Here is a 21,872-nt window from a genome sequence, read left to right on the forward strand (position 1 = left end):
CCCGCCCACTACCCGCCCACGTCCTCGCCGGGCGGTAGCGCGGCGATGGCGAGTGCCTCGGCGATGTGACCCGCGATCGCGGCGACGTACACCTGATCGCCGGCCTGGAGCACGGTCTTCGGCTCTGGTAGCAGCCCGCTGCCGAAGCGGATGACAAATGCGACCCGTGCACGGGTTTCGCTCTCGAGATCAACGACCCGATGACCAACCCAGCTCTCGTGGAGCGCGACTTCGGCGACAGCGACGTTGCCCGACGGGTCGCGCCATTTGGTGGTTTCGGTCTCCCGGGTCAAGAAGTTGAGCAGCCGGTCGGTGGTCCATGGCACGGTCGCTACTGTCGGGATGCCCAACCGCTCGTATACCTTCGCGCGCTTCGCGTCGTAGATCCTGGCGACGACGCGCTGAATGCCGAACGTCTCGCGAGCCACGCGCGCGGAGATGATGTTGGAGTTGTCACCGGAGGACACCGCCGCGAACGCGCCAGCTTCCTCGATGCCGGACTTCAGCAGCACGTCGCGGTCGAAGCCCATCCCGAGGACACGCTCGCCGGTAAATTCGGCCGACAGTCGGTTGAACGCGGTCTTGTCGCGGTCGATGACGGCTACCTCGTGGCCGATTCGGGCCAACGCATCGGCAAGGGATGCGCCCACCCGTCCGCAGCCCATCACCACGACACGCAAAGTCAGTCCTTTCGGCCTTTCGGTCGGCACAACGCTACTCCAAGCCCCCGGTGGGCCTAATGTGAATCATCGTGTCCAAGCTTTCGACGGCAACGCGGCGGCTGTTCCTGGGGCGGCCATTCCGCAGCGACAAATTGGCTCACACCCTGCTTCCCAAACGCATCGCGCTGCCCGTCTTCGCATCCGACGCGCTGTCCTCGGTCGCTTACGCGCCAGAAGAGATTTTCCTGGTGCTCTCTCTGGCCGGGCTCACCGCATACGCATGGGCGCCGTGGATCGGTCTTGCGGTCGCCGCGGTGATGCTGATTGTGATCGCGAGCTACCGCCAGAACGTGCACGCGTACCCGTCTGGCGGCGGCGACTATGAAGTGGTCACGACGAACCTCGGACCGAACGCGGGGTTGACCGTTGCCAGCGCGCTGCTCGTGGATTATGTGCTGACCGTGGCGGTCTCGATGGCATCGGCGATGTCCAACATCGGGTCGGCACTCCCTTTTGTCGCGCAGCACAAGGTGTGGTTCGCGGTGGCCGCGATCCTGATACTCACATCGATGAACCTGCGCGGCATCCGCGAGTCGGGCACCGCGTTCGCGATCCCCACGTACGCGTTCATGGTCTGCATGTACATCATGCTGGCGTGGGGGCTATTCCAGATCCACGTGCTTGACAACGATCTGCGCGCCCCGTCGCATGACTTCGGGGTGCAGTCAGAACACGGCGACATCGCGGGCTTGGCGATGATCTTTCTGATCGCACGCGCGTTCTCGTCAGGCTGTGCGGCGCTGACCGGTGTCGAGGCGATCAGCAACGGGGTGCCGGCATTCCAAAAGCCCAAGTCCCGCAACGCCGCAACGACACTCCTGACGCTCGGCGCCATCGCGACCACCCTGTTTATGGGGATCATCCTGCTGGCGCGAGACACCGGCGCCAAGATGGCCGACGATCCGGCCACGCAGTTGAGGGGCGCCGGGCCGGACTACCACCAGAAGACACTCATCGCTCAGTTGGCCGAAGCCGTCTTCCACGGATTTCCGTTGGGGCTGTGGGTAATTGCCGGAGTCACGGCCTTGATTCTGGTGCTGGCCGCCAACACCGCCTTCAACGGATTCCCGGTGCTGGGCTCGATCCTTGCGCAGGACAGCTATCTGCCGCGGCAGTTGCGGGCGCGCGGCACACGCCTCGCATTCTCGAACGGCATCCTGTTTCTGGCGTTCGCGGCCATGGCGTTCGTCGTCGCGTTCAACGCCGAAGTCACCTCGCTGATTCAGCTGTACATCGTCGGTGTGTTCGTGTCGTTCACGTTGAGCCAGATCGGCATGGTGCGGCACTGGACACGGCTGCTGCGCACCGAACAGGACGGCGCGGCCCGCCGCCACATGATGCGCTCGCGAGTGATCAACACGATCGGCTTCATCTGCACCGGCACCGTGCTGATCATCGTGCTCGCGACGAAATTCCTTGAGGGAGCGTGGATAGCGATCCTGGCAATGGGGGCGCTGTTCGGGATCATGAAAATGATTCACCGCCATTACGACGCCGTTGCCCGCGAACTCGCCGAGCAGGAGGCGCAGGAGGGGGAGGTGATACTGCCGAGCCGCAACCACGCCGTCCTGCTGGTGTCGAAGCTGCACCTGCCCACACTGCGAGGTTTGGCCTACGCGAAGGCAACTCGGCCCGACACGCTCGAGGCGATCACCGTCAACGTCGAGGACACCGAGACCCGAGAACTGGTGCACAAGTGGGAGGAAAGCGACATCAAGGTCCCGCTGAAGGTGATCGCGTCGCCGTACCGCGAGATCATCCGGCCGGTCATCGACTACGTCAAGCGCATCAGGCGGGAATCGCCGAGGACCGTCGTCACGGTCTTCATCCCCGAGTACGTCGTTGGGCACTGGTGGGAACACGTGCTGCACAACCAGACCGCGCTGAGACTCAAGGGCAGGCTGCTGTTCGAACCCGGCGTGATGGTGACTTCCGTTCCGTGGCAACTGAGTTCGTCCGAGCGGGTGAAGGCGTTGCAGCCGCACAATGCGCCGGGTGACGCGCGCCGTGGGTACCTGGATTGACCGAACTGACCCTGACGGCCGGGCCGCCTGCCAACGGTGGCAGCTGTGTGGCGCGGCACGACGGGCGGGTCGTGTTCGTCCGCTACGCACTTCCGGGCGAGACGGCGCGGGTCCGGATCACCGACGAGCGTGAGGCCTACTGGTACGGCGACGCAGTCGAGATTCTCGAACCGTCGCCCGACCGCATCCCGTCGCTGTGCCCGATCGCCGGTCCCGACGGTGCCGGGTGTTGCGACCTCGCGTTCGCTTCGCCGGAGGCAGCGCGGGCGCTGAAGGGCGAGGTCGTGGTCAACCAAATGGAGAAGATCGCCAGCTACCGGCCGCCTGGTTTGCTGCGGGCTGAGCGGGTCGGCGCCGGGGAGCCGACGGGCTGGCGGACTCGTGTGCGGATGGGCGTGGGATACGGCGGAAAGGCCGGCTTTCGGCGCCATCACAGCTCCGATATCGCCACGGCGCCGGACTGTGGGCAGCTGCCGCCGGGACTGCTCGACGGTGTACGCGACCGGACATGGCCGATGGGCGCGGAGATCCATGTGGTGGTGGATGACGACGGCCGGCGCCATGTGGTCAGGGCGGGACCGTGGGAAGGACGACGGCGGGGTTTCCCGCGGCCGAATTTCGAGGTGGTGGAGGGCGCCCGCGAGGCGGTTCAGCGGGTCGGGGACCGCACGTGGCGCATTCCCGTGACGGGATTCTGGCAGTCGCATCGTGATGCGGCACGGACATACAGCGAGCTCGTCGCCGCATGGGCAGCGCTCGAACCCGGAATGACGGCATGGGACCTGTATGGAGGTGCCGGGGTGTTCGCGGCGGCACTTGCCGACGGCGTCGGCGAGATCGGCCGGGTACTGACCGTCGACATGTCACGGCCGGCGTCCGGCGCGGCAACGCGCGCTTTGTCTGATCTCCCTCAGGTCCAGGTGGTCAACGCGTCGGTCCGCAACGTTGTCTCGGCGTTGACCGAACGCCCGGACGTGGCCGTACTCGACCCGCCTCGCAGAGGGGCCGGCAAGGACGTCATCACGCTGTTGGCACAGGCCGGCGTGCCACGGGTGATCCACATCGGCTGTGAGGTGGCGTCGTTCGCGAGGGACGTTGGCTTGTACCTGCAACACGGATATGCGGTTGATGATCTTCGGGTGTTCGACGCCTTCCCGTTGACGCATCACGCGGAGGCGATTGCGCTGCTGTCGCGGTCGCACGAAACGATGACCGTACTCAGCTAATTCGCAGGGTACGATCCCGCGCGTGCATATCCGCGTGGCTGCCGTCGCAGTGTTGTTGGTGATTGCTGGATGTTCTCCGACACCGGCCATCCAGAGCGCTCCCCAGACAGACGACGAGAAGGTGAGAGTGCTCTACAACGAAATGCGGTCCGTGCTGAAAGAGCGAAGTCGACGTAGCGGGCGCCGTTAGCAATCGCGGCTAGACTGACCGGATGCTTGAACAGATCCGCGGTCCCGCAGATCTGCAGCGTCTCTCTCAGCAGCAGCTCACCGACTTGGCCGACGAGATCCGGCAGTTCCTGATTCACAAAGTTGCTGCGACCGGCGGGCATCTGGGGCCTAACCTCGGCGTGGTCGAGTTGACCTTGGCACTTCACCGCGTGTTCGACTCCCCGCACGACCCGATCATCTTCGACACCGGCCACCAGGCCTACGTGCACAAGATCCTCACCGGCCGCTCCCACGACTTCGACACGCTGCGCAAGAAAAACGGCCTGTCCGGCTACCCGAGTCGCGCGGAAAGCGTCCACGACTGGGTGGAGTCCAGCCACGCGTCGTCCGCGCTGTCGTACGCCGATGGCCTCGCGAAGGCCTTCGAGCTGACGGGTCACCGCAACCGCCATGTGGTCGCGGTGGTCGGCGACGGCGCACTCACCGGTGGCATGTGCTGGGAGGCGCTGAACAACATCGCCGCCGCCCAGCGCCCGATCATCATCGTCGTCAACGACAACGGCCGCAGCTACGCGCCGACGATCGGCGGGGTGGCCGAGCACCTTGCCGCGCTGCGGCTGCAGCCCGCATACGAGCGAGTGCTCGACGGCGGGCGTCGCGCCATCCGCGGCGTGCCGCTGATCGGCGAGATGGCCTATCACGCTCTGCACAGCATCAAGGCGGGCCTGAAGGACGCGCTTGCCCCCCAAGTAATGTTCACGGACTTGGGGATCAAGTACGTCGGGCCGGTCGACGGCCACGACGAGCACGCCGTGGAAAGCGCCCTGCGCCACGCGCGGGGATTCGGCGGTCCGGTGATCGTGCATGTGGTCACCCGCAAGGGGATGGGTTACCCGCCGGCGGAGAACGACGAGGCCGAGCAGATGCACTCGACGGGCGTGATCGATCCGCTGACCGGCATGGCGACCAAAATCGCCGCACCGAGCTGGACGGCCACGTTCACCGACACGCTGATCGCCCACGCAGCCAAGCGCCGCGACGTCGTCGCGATCACCGCCGCGATGCCCGGACCCACCGGGCTGGTGAAGTTCGGCGAGCGGTTCCCCGACCGGTTGTTCGACGTCGGCATCGCCGAGCAGCACGCGTTGACCTCTGCGGCCGGCCTCGCGATGGGCGGTCTGCACCCCGTCGTCGCGATCTACTCCACATTCTTGAACAGGGCCTTCGACCAGATCATGATGGACGTCGCGCTGCACAGGCTGCCGGTGACGATGGTGCTCGACCGCGCGGGCATCACGGGCAATGACGGCGCGAGCCACAACGGCATGTGGGATCTTTCGATGCTTGGCGTCGTGCCGGGCATCCGTGTCGCCGCGCCGCGCGACGCGGCCCGGCTGCGCGAGGAGCTCGGTGATGCCCTCGACGTCGACGACGGACCTACCGTCATCCGCTTCCCGAAAGGCGATGTGGGCGAAGATATTTCCGCTCTGCGCCGGGTCGACGGAGTCGACGTGCTCGCCGAGGCCGCGACTGGGCTCTCCGACGACGTGCTGCTGGTAGCGGTCGGCGCGCTCGGTGCGATGGCCCTCGCTGTTGCCGAGCGGCTGCGCAACCAGGGCATCGGCGTGACCGTCGTCGACCCCCGTTGGGTGCTCCCGGTGCCCGACGCGGTGGCCGACTTCGCGACCCGGCACAAGCTCGTGGTAACGCTCGAGGACAATGGTGTCTCCGGAGGCGTCGGCTCAGCGGTGTCGGCGGCGCTGCGGCGCAACGAGATTGACATTCCCTGCCGCGACGTCGGCGTGCCACAGAAGTTCTTTGCTCAGGCGTCGCGCAAAGAGGTGCTCGCGGACGTCGGCCTCACCGACCAGAACGTCGCCCGGCAGATCACCGGGTGGGTGGCAGCACTGGGATCGAGTGAGTCCGACCGCGCCGAGACCGAGTCAACGCGGCAGGAATTCGAGTAGCGGGCGCGGTTACAGTCACGCGGCGGTTCAACGGAATTCGAGGGGGCTGAATTCGTGATCATCAAAGCAATTCGCGGCGGAGGCATCGGTGGGTGGATCGACCAGCTCGGGCCGGTCGATACGGACAAGATTGATCAAGCGCCCGCCGGTGCCGTCGAAGCAGCAGTCAAGGCCGCTGACTTCTTCTCGGTTCCGGACCATCTGCCGGGACAGAGCCACCCCGAGATGATGGCGTGGAAGATTGATGTCGAAGCTGGCGAACAGCAGCACAGCGTGAGTTGGATTGATACGAGTCAAGATTCGCGTATCAAGGGTTTGCAGAAGATTCTGGAGGAAGTCGAGGCGGCGGGCTTCGACTGGACCCGCGTACATCAATAGCGCTGGGGGAATATGGCTCGTGGCCACTAGACTGCCGCCATGGACGTCGAACTCGAGCGCTGGAAAGCGGCGGGCCAGTACTTCGACTACCTGGGGTTTGACATCTTCTACCGAGTCGAGGGCACCGGGCCAACCCTTCTTCTGATCCACGGCTATCCGTTCAACACCTTCGACTGGGCGCCGATCTGGCCGACGCTGATCGGCAGGTTCACCGTGATAGCGCCGGACATGATCGGGATGGGATTCTCCGACAAGCCGGTCAAGTACCAATACTCTGTTCATGACCACGCCGATATGCACGAGGCGCTGCTCGCACACCTCGGTGTCGACAGCTGCCACGTGTTGGCACATGACCTTGGTGACTCTGTGGGCCAGGAATTGTTGGCCCGCTTCGTATTCGGTGAGCAAACCTACCGCGCCGTGACGATCGATTCGATCACCTGGCTGAACGGGGGATTGTTCAACGAGGCATATACACCTCGCCTGATGCAAAAGATCATGTCGCGAACCCCATTGGGCGACATCATGAGTCCGCTACAGGGCAGTCGGATGTCGCGACGCATCCTGGAGCCGACCATCAACGAGATGTTTGGCCCGAACACGAAGCCGACCGCACATCAGATACAGCAATTTCACGAGATTCTCGAATACAACGACGGCAAGCGCGTGCTGCACAAGGTGGGCCGATTCGTCAGCGACCGCTATCTGCACCGCAACCGCTGGGTTCGCGCCATGCGCGAGACTTCCGTCCCGATGCGTTTGATCGACGGCCCGGTCGACCCGAATTCAGGCGCCCACATGGCGCGCCGCTACGCCGAGGTCATCCCCGATCCCGACGTCGCGATGCTGGCCGACGACATCGGGCACTGGCCACAACTCGAGGCACCTGACGAGGTGTTGGAGAACTTTCTCGCCTTCGTCGATCGCTGAGAACCCTGCCGAGCAGACGCAGAATCGCCCATTTCGGACCGAAATAGGGCGATTGTGCGTCTGCTCGCGCCGTCAGGAACCCATCACATGTGGGTTCCGCCGTCGATGCGCACCTCGGTTCCCGTGATGAAATAGGCCTCCGGCGAGCCAAGCATCGCCGCGACGGCGGCCACCGCGTCGGGCTGTGCGAACATCGCTCCGCCGGGAAGCGGCAACTGCGCCATGATCTTGCCGAGCAGGGAGTAGTCCGCATCGTCGGGCAGCCCTGGGCCGATGCTCTGTTTCGATTCGCCTGTGCCGTCCGTCATTCCGGATGAGATCGACCCGGGCTGCACGGCGTTGAAGCGGATGCCGTCTTTGGAGAACTCGAGAGCCAATGCGTGCGTCATCGCCTGTACACCACCCTTCGACGCGGCGTAGGCGGCCATGTACGGGTGAGCGAACGTCGCCGACGTGGAGCTGAAGTTCACGACGGCCGGAGCCGTGCCGCTGCGTAGCGCCGGAATTGCTTCCCGGATAACGAGAAATGTGCCGACAAGATTGACCTTGATGACATGTTCGAAATCCGCGAGCGTCATCTCCTCGAAATGCGACGAACGCAAGATGCCTGCCGCGTTAATGACGGTGTCGAGACCGCCGAACGCCTGAACCGCTTCGGCCACAGCGGATTTCACTGAGGCTTCACTGCTGACGTCGATGACCACCGTGCTGAGTCGTTCGCTGTTGCTGCCGGCCTTGGACACCGTGTCCTTCAGACCGGCTTCGCTGATGTCGGCGGCTGCCACCCTGCCACCTTCCTCCAGGATCCGAAGGACCGTAGCCTGCCCGATGCCGGATCCGCCGCCGGTGATCAGCACACGGCGGTCGGCGTAACGCTGTTGGAGGGTTGTCATAGGCGTTCACGTTAATGAGTGCTGCCGGACTGAGTGAGCGCCTCGGCCAACACCGTCGACACAAGCTCGCGCTGCCATGGCCGCGCGCCCCCGTCGCGCAGGAAGGCCTCGATGTCGTCGGCGTCACCGCCCTGCCAGTCCCAGCACAGCCGGCGCACCAGCTCGGGTGACACCAGGTTCTCGGTCGGCACGCCGACGCGCTCGCTCAACTCTGCGAGGCCGTCGCGCGCCGCGTGCAGTCGCGCCGCCGCCTCGGGTTTGCGGCGATGCCAGCGGGACACCTGTGGCGGGCCGTTCGGGGGCTCTGGCGCGGTTGGCGGTTCCGGGTGGTCGCGGGCCTTGGCCAAGGCGGCGAGCCAGGTCCTCGCGCTGTGCTTCTGACGGGGACCGCCGAATATCGGCAACGCGACGAGGTCTGCAACCGTTTTCGGGTCGGCTAATGCCGCCTGGACGATCGACGAGTCGGGAAGGATGCGACCAGGGGCGATGTCACGCCGACGGGCGATCTCGTCGCGCACCGTCCACAATTCGCGCACGGCGGCCAGTGCACGCGGCTCGCGCACCTTGTGGATGCCCGACGTGCGCCGCCACCTGTCGCGCCGCGGTGACGCCGGGTCGGCTGTCCGAAGGTACTCGAATTCCTCCTCGGCCCAGTGGGTCTTGTTCTGCTCCGCGAGCACCTGGGCGATCGCGTCGCGCAGATCGACCAACACCTCCACGTCGAGCGCCGCATAGTTCAGCAGTGCCGCCGGCAGTGGCCGCTTGGACCAATCGGCGGCGCCGTGGCCTTTCGCCAGGCCCAGACCCAAGAGCCGTTCGACCATCGTCGCGAGGTTCACCCGGTCGAAACCGGCCAGCCGGCCTGCCAGCTCGGTGTCGTACAGCGCGGGCGGCCGCATCCCGACCTCGGCCAGGCACGGCAGGTCCTGATCAGCGGCGTGCAAGACCCACATGTCGGTGTCCAGCACGTCGGCGATCGGCCGCAACACGTCGACTGGATCGCCCTCGGCGCCGACCGGATCCAGCAGGATCGTCCCGGCGCCCGCCCGACGGATCTGGATCAGGTACGCGCGATTGCTGTATTTGAAACCGGATGCGCGTTCGGCGTCCACCGCAAACGATCCGGTGCCGGACGCCAAAAGCCTGGCGGCAGAAGCGATTTCCTCGGCGGTGACGGTAACCGAGGGCACTCCGTCCCGCGGCGAAATCAGCGGGGTCGGCTCCGGTGCGGTCCCGTCGGGGTCGGGCTCGGCCGCCTTATCGGGTTCGCTCACGCCCGCGTACGCGACCCCAGGTCGGTGACCCCGACCGGCGGAAGCCCCGCGGCGTGCTCGAGCACCTCGCAGAATGCGTGAACATGCGCGCCCAGCTCGGGCGTCGTCGCGGTCCACGACGCGCGCAGCTCGAGCTGATGCGCTCTGGCCGGTCCCGCGATGTCGCCGTAGCGCACCGACGTCGTGGCGGTCACCGTGCCGCCCAATGCAGTGGAAACCCCGGCACGCGCGTCGAGCGCATCCACCAGCCAGCTCCATGCCACCTCCGGCAGCAGCGGGTCCACCGCTTCGGTGGCGTCCAGATCCGCCTGGATGTAGGCCACTAGTCGCATCGTGCCGTCCCACGCCTCAGCGCCGTCGGGGTCGTGGAGCAGAATCAGCCGCCCGAACGCATCACCGTCTGTTTGTTCCGGCACGATCGCGGTCTCGGGATGTCGGACCTCCGCGCCCAGCGCATAGCTGAACGGCGCTAGCCGCTGCGGGGGCCGGATGGGTCCGAGCTCGATCTCAGGACGGACCTGGACAGCATTCATAGCCGCCACGGCGTCCTGGAACTGAGCCGGTTCCGCGGAGCTCATGGACCTCGACGCTAGTCCATTGAGCGCCTCGCGTCGGCAGGCGCGCCGGATCTACATGGCAGCATGGGGACACCATGAATACCCGCCGTGAGCTGCCCAATGCCCCGTACCTGGCCGCGGTCACCGGCCGGAAGCCACATCGCATCCCGGTGTGGTTCATGCGGCAAGCAGGCCGATCACTACCGGAATACCGCGCGCTGCGCGCCCAGCACAGCATGCTGGCTGCCTGTTTCGACGCCGAGCTGGTCTGCGAGATCACTCTGCAGCCTGTGCGCAGGCACGGCGTGGACGCGGCGATCCTGTTCTCCGACATTGTCGTGCCGCTGCGGGCAGCCGGCGTGGCGCTGGACATCGTGCCCGATGTCGGGCCCGTCATCGAGCAGCCCATTCGCACCGCCACCGACGTGGCCGGGTTTCCGCGGCTGGAGCCCGAACAGGTCGCCCCGGTCGCCGACGCGGTCGCTCTGCTCGTCGACGCCCTCGGCGACGTCCCGCTGATCGGTTTCGCTGGCGCTCCGTTCACGCTGGCGTCCTATCTCATCGAGGGCGGCCCAAGCCGCCACCACGAGCGCACAAAGGCGATGATGCTCGGTGACCCGCGCACATGGCATGCGCTGATGTCCGCGCTGGCCAACCTCACCATCGCCTTCCTGCAGGTGCAGACCGCCGCGGGCGTCGATGCTATCCAGGTGTTCGACTCATGGGCAGGTGCGCTGTCGCTCGCCGACTACACTGAATATGTATTTCCGCACAGCGCAAGGGTTTTCGATGCGCTGGCCGCGACGGGCGTGCCGATGACGCACTTCGGCGTCGGCACGGGGGAGCTGCTCGGCGCGATGTCGGCGGCGGGCGCGACGGTCGTCGGCGTCGACTGGCGCACATCGCTGGCCGACGCTGCCGTCCGCGTGCAACCGGGTGTTGCCTTGCAGGGCAACCTCGATCCGGTCGTGCTGCTGGCCGGATGGCCGGTGGTCGACGCCGCCGCCCGGCGTGTGGTTGACGACGGGCGCCGGGCGGTCGACGCCGGTGTCGCGGGCCACGTCTTCAACCTCGGTCACGGCGTGTTGCCGGACACCGACCCGGGAATCGTCACCGACCTGGTGTCGCTGGTGCATTCGTTGTGACGACGTATGTCGTTGTGGGCGGCGGTATTTCGGGTCTGACCGCCGCGTACCGGCTGCGCGCCGCCGTGGGTGACGACGCGCGGATCACGCTGTTCGACCCGGCCGAGACGCTCGGCGGCACGCTGCGCACCGTGCAGATAGCAGGCCACCCGATGGACCTCGGCGCGGAGGCGTTCGTCGCGCGACGCCCGGAGGTCCCCGCGTTGTTGGCCGAACTCGGGCTCGCCGGGGCCCAGCGCGGCACCACCGGCGCGCGGCCGCTGATCTACGCCCACGGGGTTCTGCGCCCCATGCCGGAAGGGACGGTGTACGGCATCCCCACGTCGGCGTCGTCGCTGTCAGGTCTCGTCGATGAGAGCACCGTCGCCCGTGTCGCCGCGGAGCCGTCGCAGCCTCTGCGCTGGCAGCCCGGTGAGGATCGCGCCGTCGCCGATCTCGTCGGGGACCGGTTCGGCGACCAGGTGGTCGCGCGCTCGGTGGATCCGCTGCTTGCCGGCGTGTATGCCGGCTCGGCAGCAACGATCGGCCTGCGTTCGGCAGTGCCTGGGCTGGTTGCGGCGCTGGACGGCGGCGCAGCCAGTCTGACGGCGGCGGCACGAGCGGCGTTGCCTCCGCCGTCGGCCGGGTCGGTATTCGGGGCGATCGACGGCGGCTATCGCACGCTGGTCGACGAGCTGACCCATCGCGCACGCGCCGACCGTGTGCAGACGGCGGTCGTGCGGCTGGAGCGTGACGGTGACGGCTGGCTGCTGACCGACGCCGCCGGCGTCGACCATCGAGCGGACGCGGTCGTGCTCGCTGTGCCGGCCGGTGCCGTCGGGCAGCTGGTCACAGACGTCGCTGCCGATGCCGCGGCGGCCGCGCGCCGGATTCCCGTCGCATCGTCCGTGGTCGTCGCACTGGCAGTGCCGAAGGGGACACCGCTGCCGCAACAATCTGGGGTACTGGTGGCGAGTGGAGAACCGTTGCACGCCAAGGCGATAACACTGTCGAGCCGCAAATGGGGGCAGCCCGAGAACGTCGAGCTGCTGAGGCTGAGCTTCGGTCGGTTCGGCGACGACGTGGCCGTCGCGTCGGGGGACGATCAACTTGTGTGCTGGGCCGTCGAGGACATCGCGAACGTCTTCGGGCTCACGGTGGATCCCATCGAGTCCCACGTGGCGCGATGGATCGACGCGATGCCCCAGTACGGCCCCGGCCACGGCGCGCTGGTTGCGCGAATCCGGGACTCGATCCCGCCGACGCTGGCGCTGGCAGGCAACTATCTCGACGGCATCGGAGTGCCTGCGTGCGTCGCGTCCGGCGCCGCGGCGGCCGATCGGCTCGTGACGGCCGTCATGGCACGATAGAACCGTGGCCCGACTCGACTACGACTCCCTCAACGCGACCATCCGCTACCTGATGTTTTCCGTGTTCGCGGTGCGTCCCGGCGCGTTGGGCGACGAGCGGGCCGCGGTCGTCGACGAGACCGCGACGTTCCTCAAACAACAGGAGGACAACGGCGTCGTCGTGCGCGGGGTGTATGACGTCGCCGGAATGCGCGCGGACGCGGATTACATGTTCTGGACGCACGCCGAGCATGTCGAGGCGCTGCAGGCCACGTATTCCGACTTCCGGCGCACCACCTCGCTGGGCCGGGCCAGCACGCCGGTGTGGAGCAGCGTTGCGCTGCACCGTCCGGCGGAGTTCAACAAGAGCCACATTCCTGCGTTTCTTGCCGGCGAGGAGCCGGGTGCCTACGTCTGCGTGTATCCGTTCGTGCGTTCGCTGGACTGGTACCTGCTGCCCGACGAGGAACGCCGCCGGATGCTCGCCGAACACGGCATGGCCGCCCGCGACTACAAAGATGTGCGCGCCAACACCGTGCCGGCGTTCGCGCTCGGCGATTACGAGTGGATCCTGGCGTTCGAAGCGCCGGAGCTGCACCGCATCGTCGACCTGATGCGGGATCTGCGCGCCACCGACGCGCGCAAGCATGTCCGCGAAGAAACGCCATTCTTCACGGGTCCGCGGGTGTCGGTGGAACAGCTGGTCGCCAAGCTTCCGTGATCCTCGCGGCGAGGCTGGTACCCGCGGTTTCGCTTCAAAAAATGACGATGGTCAGCATTTGACGACTGTGGCCTGCGTGATTCAAGCTGTCTGCGTGGCGGAGATCAGCGAGTCGGCGTCGATGGAGGAAATCCGCGAGCGACTCACCGGCAAGTTCGCCCAGGTACCGCCTGATCAGATCGCCGGGGCGGTGGCACAGGCACACGCGCGGTTCGAGAACAGCAAGGTGCGTGACTTCGTCCCGCTCCTGGTCGAACGTCGCGCCACCAGAGAATTGTCGGGATTGCCTGCAACTGCTGGCGTCACCGCCTAGTTGTCTATTCCAGTCCAGCGTCAACCAGCAGGCGCGGTAACCCCAGCTCGGCGCAGCGTGACGCGATGACGTTCGCATCAACCGGTCGGCCCCCCGCGGTAAGCGTTTCAGCCAGCAGCAGTTGCGCGCCGAGCGCCGCCAACGGTCTGCGAGCGGGATCGATTCCGGCAACCAGGTGTTCTGCACGGCGACAAGCCTGCTTCTTGTCGTCGGCGGAATTGCTCGCCGACAACAAGCGGATCGCGGAGTCCTCGTCGAGTTCGGCTGTCATCATGGCCAGCCCGTCTCCTCGCGGAATGGCCCGCGGGGATCGCAGCTGGGCGGCAACGGCCGGCGCGATGTCGATACCAAGCCGGACCCGTTCATTGTTGATCGCGGCCGCAAGCCGTGGCAGGCGCAGCCGCTGCGCGACCGTCATCCCAGCATCGAGATGCTCCACTGCGGCGGCAGGATCGCCATTGGCCGCTTTGACTTTGGCCCCGCCAACATACCGTGCAGCAAGGTAATCCACCCCGCCCCCTTCGGGCCCGAACTCGTAGCTGGCATCGAGGAGGTTCGTGGCTTCGTCCAACGCGCCTCTCTCATAGAGCAATTCGCCGAGCAGAGCGCCTGCCAGTCGTGCGGCGTGCGAATGTGGCCCTACGGCCGCACCGATGTCGAACGCGCTGCGGAATTCCGCCTCCGCAGTAGGGATGTCGAGCTCATACCGGGCGGCGATACCCGCGAAGCAGTGGGCGTAGACGCTGGCGAACGGCCCCATCATCTGCTGATACGGCTCCGCCCACTCGAGTGCCCGGCGCGCATCGTCGAACTCGAAACGGTAGATCGCCGCGAATGCCGCGACGTTGCCCGCCACCCCTGGGACGCGCGGATGTAAGTCATCGGGCCGCGAGAATGCCTCGGCAACAAGATCATCCACGCGATCGGCGCGGTCTGCGAAGATGTCAGCGACCCCGCGCAGAACGTCGGCTTCAGCGCGCAGGTCCGCGCGCGTCGAAGGGTCCGTGCCCTTTGACGCCGCTTCGAAGCGATTGAGCGCGATCTCTGCCGGCGCCGCGCGTTGCAGCAGAATATTCGCCCACGCGATCACCAATTGCAGGCGTGTCCGCGACATCAGTCGTTGCGGCGGCAGCTTCTTGACAATCTCCAGCAGCGTGGTCATCTTCGATTGCTCCAGCAGGTTCGTTTCGTCCTGCTCGACCAGGTCTACGGCAAGCCTCGGGTCACCTGCTGCCAGCGCGTGGTTGACGGCGTCGTTGAGGTAGCCCTGCTCGGCGAACCACGCTGACGCGCTGCGGTGCAGGTGGTCGATGCGATCGGGGTGGTCGCGCGCCAGGCGCCGGCGTAGGAACTCCGCGAACATCTGGTGGTACCGAAACCAGTCCGGGTCGTTGTCGATTCGGTGCAGGAACAAGCCACGCGCTACGACGTCCTCGAGCATCGCCTGTCCGCGCGTCACTGATGCCAGCGCGCACGCCAACCCCGCGCACGTGCGTTCCGTGATCGACGTTGCGAGGATGAAGTCGGCAATCTCGGGTTCCAAAGTGTCAAGGACGTTCTCGGCGAGGAATTCCCCAACGACATTGTTCGCACTCGACAGGTGTTCCATCAGGTCGGCGGCATCGGAGCCCGCGCGCAGGGACAATGTAGCCAGCTGTAGTCCTGCGGCCCATCCGTCGGTCGACTCGGTCAACCCGGAGATATCGTTTCCCGGCAACGCGAGCCCGCCCACGTCGTTGAGCAACGACCGGGCCTCCATCGCGTCGAAACGCAGAGCTTCGCAATCGATCTCGATCAACTCATCCGTGAGGCGCAGTCTGCTCAGCGGCAGGCCCGTGTGCGACCAGCTGGTCACGACGACCTGAAGGTGATGGCATCCGTGTTCGACCAGGAAAGCCAGCGCGGCGATCGTCTGCGCATCCGTCACCCGGTGCCAGTCGTCGACAACCAGTGTGATCGGGTCATCGGCGTCGTGGAGCTCGTCGATGAGCGATGCCAAGACGTAGCGAACGGCGTTGTCGCCGTGCTGTTCCAGAACGTGGGTCAGCGAGTCTGCGATTGCCGGACGGACCCGACGGATCGCCTCGAGGACGTGGCTCAGGAACCACACCTCGTTGTTGTCGTCGTCGTCGATCGTCAACCAGGCGACGGTGACGCCGTCGTCGGTGAGTTCGTCCCGCCACTGGGCGGCCAGGGTGCTCTTGCCGTACCCGGACGGCGCATGAATGAGGATCAGCCGTCGCCGTCCCGCCGCACGGATTGTCTCGATGAGTCGGCTGCGGGCGACAAGCGATCTGGTGGCAACCGGCGGCCGGTACTTGGTCGCCGGGGTTGGAGGCGTGGGCGTTACCCCCGTGTCGGGTCGGTGAGGAGATGGGATGCCGCGGGTCTTGCGGCTTTCGACGCCGAGTTTGACAGGCTGGGCCATCTCGTCGACGACTATCGAGTGACTGCGCTGGAGGAGGCGGAGCTCCTCGCCGAATTCGCTTGCGCTAGTGGGACGGTCAGTAGGATCGCGCGACATCGCATGTTCGATCACGGTGGCCACGTCCGAGGGCAGGCCGTCCTCGCGCAGGTCGGGAATCGGCTGCAACGTGATCCGCAGGAATTGGGCGACGACCTTCTCGCCGCTGCGGCGCTCGAAGGCCGCGTGGCCGGTGATCGCGCAGAACAGGGTCGCGCCGAGCGAGTACACGTCCGACTGCGGCGTTGGGTTCCTTCCCTCGAGTACCTCGGGGGCCGTGAACGCAGGGGAGCCGGTGATTACGCCCGTCGACGTCTGAAATCCGCCGGATATCCTCGCGATCCCGAAATCGGTGAGCTGCGGTTCGCCGTAGTCGGAAAGCAGGATGTTGCCGGGTTTGACGTCGCGGTGCAGCGTGCCGACGCTGTGCGCGGCGTCCAGTGCCCCGGCCAACTTGACGCCGAGACTCACAGCCTCGTCCCAGTCGAGAGGTCCGTGCGTGCGGATCAACGCCTCCAGCGAATCCTTGGCGTGATAAGGCATCACGATGAATGACCGGCCCGTCGCTGTCGTGCCGACCTCCAGAATCGTGACGATGTTGGGGTGACCGGACAGCCTGCCCATTGCCCGCTGTTCACGGAGGAAACGTTCGAGGTTGTCCGGGTCGAGATCGGACGTCAAGACCTTGACCGCGACGGTGCGGTCCAGCGACGGCTGTGTGCAGCGATAGACGACCCCGAAGCCGCCGTGCCCGACTTCCACGACGTCGTCGAATCCGGCGCTACGCAGTTCGGCAGGGATGCCGGAAACCAAACCCTGCTGTGTCGCGTGCGGATCGCCTTCGGCCATCGACGGTCACCGTTCCTGTATGAAACCGCACATTATCTGGCCCGACGGGCCAACCGCTCGGGTTCTCGAATCAGCACGCTCTTGCCGTCCACCCGGATCCAGCCGCGGTGTATGAAGTTGGCCAACGCCTTGTTGACCGTTTCGCGTGACGACCCGATGAGGTGGGCGATCTCCTCCTGCGTGAGATCGTGGGTGACCCGCAGTCCGTCCTGTTCCTGCCTGCCGAAGCGCTGCGCAAGTGTTAGCAGCTGGTTGGCGAGACGGCCGGGCCCGTCCGCGGAAATCATTGCGGCAAGGGTGTTGTCGGTGAGCCGCAACCGGTGGGCCAGCATTTGCAGCAATTGTTCGGCAATCACCGGATGCCCGGTCATCAAGACGCGCAACCGAATTCGATCCAGCGCTATCGCCCTCACGTCCGTGAGGGCCGTCGCGGTCGCTGTTCGTGTGCCCGAGTCGAACATCGACACGACGCCGAACATGTCCGACGGACCCATCACCGTCAGCAGGCGCTCGCGCCCCGCCGGCGAGCTCAGACCGATCTTGACTTTGCCGGAAATGACGACGTAGAGCTGGTTGCCTGGATCGCCGTCGGTGTATATCACGCTGCCGCAGGGGAATTCCACCACATGCAACTGCTCGGTGAGCACATCGGAGGGTTCCACGCCTCGAAACATCTCGGACCGAACCAGCACCTGCACGTCACGTTCACATGTCCATGCCACCGTTGACGCTCCAGGTCTGGCCGGTGATATATGACGATGCATCCGCGGCCAAGAAATGAACAACGCGCGCGACCTCCCCGGGGCTACCAGCACGGCCGACGGGTATCTGGCTGGTCAGCTTCGCCATCACTTTCTCGGGAATGTCCGCAGTCATCTCCGTGGTGATCAGACCCGGGGTCACTGTGTTCACGGTGACGCCGATCCCGTCTTGGCGCGTGCCCGACCTCGCCAGCTGATAGGCGGCCTCCTTCGCCAGAGTCTTGGTCAGGCCGAAGAGTCCCGATTTCGAAGCCGCGTAGTTTGCCTGGCCGATGTTGCCTGTCTCGCCGACGACTGACGACACATTGACGATGCGCCCGGTTCCTCGTTCGAGCATGTGCGCGAGTGCGGCCTGCGACAAGAAGAACGCTCCGGAGAGGTTCACTGCGAGCACGCCATGCCAGTCGTCTTCGGTCATCGCGGCGACGGTCTTGTCCATCGTGATCCCCGCATTGTTGACCAGAATGTCGAGGCGTCCGTGAGTGTCAATGACCTCCGCGATCGTACGTCGGCAGTCCTCGCATGAGCCGACATTGCCACGATGGGCCGACGCCGAAGCACCGTGCGGACGAGTTGTTTTCAGCAGTTCGGAAACAAACTGCTCGGCGCTTCCTTTGTCGCGGTTGTAGCCCACTGCCACCGTCGCCCCTTGGTTGGCGAGGCTGTGCGCGATCGCTGCGCCGATGCCGCGCGTGCCGCCCGTGACGAACGCGACGCGGCCCGCAAGCTTATCGGTGGACGGCGGGTTGGACGGAACTGGTTGGGATTCCAGTAGATCAGTCATGACAGCTACCTTTCATGGCGGTGGGTGCGGCCTAAGTGAGTCCGCCGAGCGCTACCTTGGCGGCGTTGGCGCCGCACATGCCGTGCGCGCCGGGTCCCGGGGGCGTCGCGGCCGAGCATATGTACATCCCCTGGACGCCTATCCTGTAGGGCGACAGAGTGATTCGCGGTCCGAATGTCAACTGGCGAATGTCCTTGGATCCGGTCATGATGTCGCCGCCCACGTAATTCGTGTTGTACGAGGCCATCTGGGTGGTGCTCCGCACAATTCGGCCGACGATGCGCTCGCGGAACCCCGGCGCGAAACGTTCGATCTGGGAGATGATCGCCTCGGTGGCGTCGCCGGTATACCCGTTGGGCACATGTGCGTACGTCCAGACCGGGTGCGTATTGCCGACGGAACGCCCAGGGTCGGCCAGATATTGCTGACCGACCAGGACGAAGGGCCGCTCCGGCATACCGCCTGCATGGACCGCACGCTCGGTGGCGGCGAGCTCGGCGAAGTCGCCCACGACGTGCACCGTGCCGGCTTTGTGCGCGCTCGGATTGCTCCATGGGACTCCGTCTTCGACCGCGAAGTCCACCTTGAATGCGCCTGGGCCTCGCCGGAAGCGCCGGTAGGCCCGCGCGACGCGAGACGGCAAGCGGTCGCCCACGATTCGTGCGACGGCTCCGGGGTCGAGGTCGAACATCGTCACGTCCGCCGGCGGCAATTGTGACAGCGACTCGACGCGGGTACCGGTCTCGACCTTGCCGCCGAGATCGGCGAGCAGCAGCGCCATTGCGTTGGTGATGCTCTGGGAGCCACCGGCGGCCACGGCCCACCCGTGCCGGTGCCCGGCGGAAAGGATGCCCAACCCGATCGCTGACGTCATCGGATAGTGCAGCGGCCGAAAGGCATGTGCCGCAACGCCTCCAAACAGCGCACGGGTCTCCGGGGTGCGGAACCAGCGGGCGAGCGCCGAGGCCGGCAACAACGTCGGCGCGCCGAAGCGGGCCATCATCAGCGGGTGGTGCGGGATGCCCACAAGCGGATGCATGATGTCGTCGGACAGCTCGTCCCACGTGCTCGACGCCCAACCAAACAGCCTGCGCCACTTCGTGCCGTCAGCGCCGAGCCCGTCGACGGTGGCGTCGACCGACCTGTACAGCACCCCGGCGCTACCGCCGTCAAGCGGGTGGACGCAGTCGATCTCGGGCCACCGCCACGACAAGCCATACCGGTCAAGGCCCAGGGCGGCGAGGAACTCCGAACCGACCGCCATCGGATGAATCGCCGAGCAGTGGTCGTGCAACAAACCGGGAATGATCGCCTCGCTGGTCCGGGTCCCGCCGCCGATCTCGTCTGCGGCTTCCAGCACCGTCACGTCCAGGCCCGCTTTCGCCAGAGCGATCGCGGCCGCAAGGCCGTTCGGACCGGCACCGATGACCGTCGCGGTGCTCATGCCTCGGCTCCCACTCGCTCCGGTCCTCGCTCGTTCCTCGCTGCGATCCTCACTCGCGGTCGCCTTCGGGTGCTCACGTCAGCGCCCCGTGGTCGTGGTCCTCGTCCTGGCGCGCGGCGTGCTTGGCCTTCGGCGTCGGTATGCCCTTGGCGAGTGACCACGTGACGTCGATCGGGATCGGGCCATTGGGCAGCCAAGGCTGCTCCTCAATCGCGTCGGCAACGTTCCACGTGCCCGTCTCGATGATGCCAAGCGCTGCATCTATCACCTTGTAATGCTGAACCTTGCTGCCCCAGGCCTGCGACTCGACCCACACCACCACAAGTTCGCCGGGCTCGAACGCAGCCTCGCGCTGGACGGCGGCGATCATGCCCTCGTCGTGGAGGTGGCCGTCGCCGAAGTTGAACCCGATCAGCGAATTGCAGACGAACTCTCCCTCTCGCACGCTGCGGGTGTCGATGTCCGGAAGGTTCTTCAGCAGCACCGAGAACAGACCACGGCCCTGGCTGTGCATCGTTCGCCACGAAATCACGCGTTGCATCGTGACGTCGGCCCACCGAGGCTCGTACCCGATATCGACGAATTGGTCCACCTGGTTCTTGGCGGTCCGGGTGACCTTGTTCAACTTCGCTTCTGCGCCAGGGGCGAACGCCCACACGGCGGAGGCCCAGTTGCCGGCGTATTGCCGCATCGACGGGAGGAACGACACCTTGTCGGGCCGGAAGTTGCCGAGGATCGGGTAGAACAGCAGCGCTGCGGTGACGACGAGCGCCAACCAGGCCGGGGTCATGTCGAACACGGAATAGCCGCTCCACGCGGGGAAGCCGAGGAACAAGAACATGGTTGCGTAGGCGAAAAGGACATTCCACTCCAGCGGCACCGCGAGCGGGAACGTCGAGATGATGAACAGGTGGAAGCACACCATGATCACCACTGCGACGATCGTCACCCACTTGTTCGTCGAGAACAGCAGGACCAGCGGTGCCAGAATCTCCACCACGCTGCCAGGGCCGTGCGCCATGAAGCCGGCGAGGTGTGAAGGCCGCAGATCGGTGGGGTAGTTGCGGTAGTGCGCTCGCTTCAACCACGTGAACGGAATGAACGGGCTGTTGCTGACCATCGGCGGGATGACGTTGGTGAAGTGCAGGCCAAGTTTCGACACCCCGGCGCCGACCCAGACGACAACGATCAGCAGCTTCAGCGCGATGATCATATTCACGAACGGGAAGACGGCGAACATGATCAGCGCGGGCAGGTACTGCTCACCTCGCGCAGCGAGGAAAACGATCTTGTCGCGCAATCCCATCACCACAAGCAGCACGATCGGTGCGATCAGCAGCGCGGGATTCACCAGTCCCGACGTGTTGCCCGGCATCGCCGCAGACAGCGAATCACTGTGCACCCCAGGCAATACCATCGGGACGGCGACACTGATCATCAGCACGATGTAGAGAACGACATCGAACCAGGTCCGCCGGTCTCCAGACGTGAACGGCACCCACTTCCACGGTCGTAGCCGGATTGTGCCGGGCCTCGCCCAGAACAGGATGCCGCCGGTCATCGGCTTGACCTTGCCGGCCAGCGGGCCCCAGGATCCGGCGATGCCGATCAGCTCGAGGAGCACCGTCCACAGAATGAGTTTTTCGTACACGACCGGCTGGTTCCACCACTGTGAGACGTGCAAGACGGGCAGACCGGACGTCAGCGTCGCCACCAGCACGCCACCAAGCGCGTAGAGGAACACCAACTTCGCGATGTAGATGGTGTGCGCCAGCCGCGGCGCCCCGAATCCGTTGTCGACCCATTCGGTGGCAAGGATGCGCATCCGCTCCATGAGCGGCTTCCGCATGAAGGTGTCCGGATCGACATCCGGGAGGTTGGGCTTGGTGAATCCCATGATGATCTCCTTTGATTGACGGGT

The 21,872-nt window shown here is 65.8% G+C and carries 18 protein-coding genes; 9 read left to right on the forward strand and 9 right to left on the reverse strand.

The genetic code is table 11. The features are described 5' to 3' along the window. Window positions 1-8: 8 nt before the first annotated feature. Window positions 9-680 (reverse strand): potassium channel family protein, encoded by a 672-nt coding sequence (locus QOH60_RS07005; RefSeq protein WP_526418599.1) that lies wholly within the window; start codon window positions 678-680, stop codon window positions 9-11. A 71-nt stretch (window positions 681-751) separates the two neighbouring features. Here QOH60_RS07005 and QOH60_RS07010 point away from each other — a divergent pair, with 71 nt between their 5' ends. From QOH60_RS07010 to QOH60_RS07030, 5 genes are all read left to right on the forward strand, one after another. Next, entirely contained in the window at window positions 752-2,746 is a 1,995-nt protein-coding gene (locus QOH60_RS07010; RefSeq protein WP_526418511.1) for an amino acid permease, read from the forward strand. Next, complete coding sequence (locus QOH60_RS07015) at window positions 2,743-3,972, forward strand: class I SAM-dependent RNA methyltransferase (protein ID WP_526418513.1); 1,230 nt, start codon at window positions 2,743-2,745, stop codon at window positions 3,970-3,972. Before QOH60_RS07010 ends, QOH60_RS07015 begins: the two co-directional genes overlap by 4 nt. A 212-nt stretch (window positions 3,973-4,184) precedes the next feature. Next, window positions 4,185-6,110 (forward strand): 1-deoxy-D-xylulose-5-phosphate synthase, encoded by a 1,926-nt coding sequence (gene dxs, locus QOH60_RS07020; protein WP_526418515.1) that lies wholly within the window; start codon window positions 4,185-4,187, stop codon window positions 6,108-6,110. 54 nt (window positions 6,111-6,164) lie between these two features. Continuing rightward, window positions 6,165-6,488, forward strand: a complete 324-nt coding sequence (locus QOH60_RS07025; RefSeq protein WP_526418517.1) for a protealysin inhibitor emfourin — start codon at window positions 6,165-6,167, stop codon at window positions 6,486-6,488. 39 nt (window positions 6,489-6,527) lie between these two features. Then, the gene (locus QOH60_RS07030) at window positions 6,528-7,418 is read left to right on the forward strand and encodes an alpha/beta fold hydrolase (protein ID WP_526418519.1); all 891 of its coding nucleotides are present in this window, start codon (window positions 6,528-6,530) and stop codon (window positions 7,416-7,418) included. A gap of 83 nt (window positions 7,419-7,501) precedes the next feature. Here the strand turns inward: QOH60_RS07030 and QOH60_RS07035 are convergent, their stop codons facing one another. Genes QOH60_RS07035 through QOH60_RS07045 form a run of 3 tightly spaced genes read right to left on the reverse strand, consistent with a single transcriptional unit; the run spans window position 7,502 to window position 10,163 of the window. Beyond that, window positions 7,502-8,311: an SDR family NAD(P)-dependent oxidoreductase gene (locus tag QOH60_RS07035; RefSeq protein WP_526418521.1), complete on the reverse strand. Its 810-nt coding sequence runs from the start codon at window positions 8,309-8,311 to the stop codon at window positions 7,502-7,504. A gap of 11 nt (window positions 8,312-8,322) precedes the next feature. Then, window positions 8,323-9,585, reverse strand: a complete 1,263-nt coding sequence (locus QOH60_RS07040; protein WP_526418523.1) for an HRDC domain-containing protein — start codon at window positions 9,583-9,585, stop codon at window positions 8,323-8,325. Further along, window positions 9,582-10,163: a DUF3000 family protein gene (locus tag QOH60_RS07045; protein WP_526418525.1), complete on the reverse strand. Its 582-nt coding sequence runs from the start codon at window positions 10,161-10,163 to the stop codon at window positions 9,582-9,584. The genes QOH60_RS07040 and QOH60_RS07045 overlap by 4 nt, the downstream gene beginning before the upstream one ends. Window positions 10,164-10,237: 74 nt before the next feature. On the opposite strand from QOH60_RS07045, the gene hemE reads away from it, so the two are divergent. The 4 genes from hemE (at window position 10,238) to QOH60_RS07065 (ending at window position 13,649) form a co-directional block, all read left to right on the forward strand. Continuing rightward, entirely contained in the window at window positions 10,238-11,287 is a 1,050-nt protein-coding gene (gene hemE, locus QOH60_RS07050; RefSeq protein WP_526418527.1) for a uroporphyrinogen decarboxylase, read from the forward strand. Beyond that, window positions 11,284-12,636 carry a protoporphyrinogen oxidase gene (locus tag QOH60_RS07055; protein ID WP_526418529.1) on the forward strand — a complete coding sequence of 451 codons (1,353 nt, stop codon included), beginning with the start codon at window positions 11,284-11,286 and terminating at the stop codon, window positions 12,634-12,636. The genes hemE and QOH60_RS07055 overlap by 4 nt, the downstream gene beginning before the upstream one ends. Window positions 12,637-12,640: 4 nt before the next feature. Then, complete coding sequence (gene hemQ / locus QOH60_RS07060; protein ID WP_526418531.1) at window positions 12,641-13,336, forward strand: hydrogen peroxide-dependent heme synthase; 696 nt, start codon at window positions 12,641-12,643, stop codon at window positions 13,334-13,336. Window positions 13,337-13,430: 94 nt separating this feature from the next. After that, complete coding sequence (locus QOH60_RS07065; RefSeq protein ID WP_526418533.1) at window positions 13,431-13,649, forward strand: three-helix bundle dimerization domain-containing protein; 219 nt, start codon at window positions 13,431-13,433, stop codon at window positions 13,647-13,649. A 4-nt stretch (window positions 13,650-13,653) separates the two neighbouring features. Here QOH60_RS07065 and QOH60_RS07070 read toward each other — a convergent pair whose 3' ends face one another. The 5 genes from QOH60_RS07070 to QOH60_RS07090 form a co-directional block, all read right to left on the reverse strand. Further along, a complete protein-coding gene (locus QOH60_RS07070; protein ID WP_526418535.1) occupies window positions 13,654-16,962 on the reverse strand; it encodes a protein kinase domain-containing protein in 3,309 nt (1,102 codons plus the stop codon). Between the two features lie 32 nt (window positions 16,963-16,994). Further along, on the reverse strand, window positions 16,995-17,636 hold the full coding sequence (locus tag QOH60_RS07075) for a Crp/Fnr family transcriptional regulator (protein WP_526418601.1): 642 nt from the start codon (window positions 17,634-17,636) through the stop codon (window positions 16,995-16,997). 31 nt (window positions 17,637-17,667) lie between these two features. Then, window positions 17,668-18,507 (reverse strand): 3-oxoacyl-ACP reductase FabG, encoded by an 840-nt coding sequence (gene fabG / locus QOH60_RS07080; protein ID WP_526418537.1) that lies wholly within the window; start codon window positions 18,505-18,507, stop codon window positions 17,668-17,670. 31 nt (window positions 18,508-18,538) lie between these two features. After that, a complete protein-coding gene (locus QOH60_RS07085) occupies window positions 18,539-19,951 on the reverse strand; it encodes a phytoene desaturase family protein (RefSeq protein ID WP_526418539.1) in 1,413 nt (470 codons plus the stop codon). Window positions 19,952-20,024: 73 nt separating this feature from the next. Continuing rightward, a complete protein-coding gene (locus QOH60_RS07090; RefSeq protein WP_526418541.1) occupies window positions 20,025-21,848 on the reverse strand; it encodes a DUF3556 domain-containing protein in 1,824 nt (607 codons plus the stop codon). Between the last annotated feature and the right edge of the window lie 24 nt (window positions 21,849-21,872).

It is taken from the genome of Mycobacterium sp., assembly GCF_032159765.1.
GTDB lineage: Bacteria > Actinomycetota > Actinomycetes > Mycobacteriales > Mycobacteriaceae > Mycobacterium.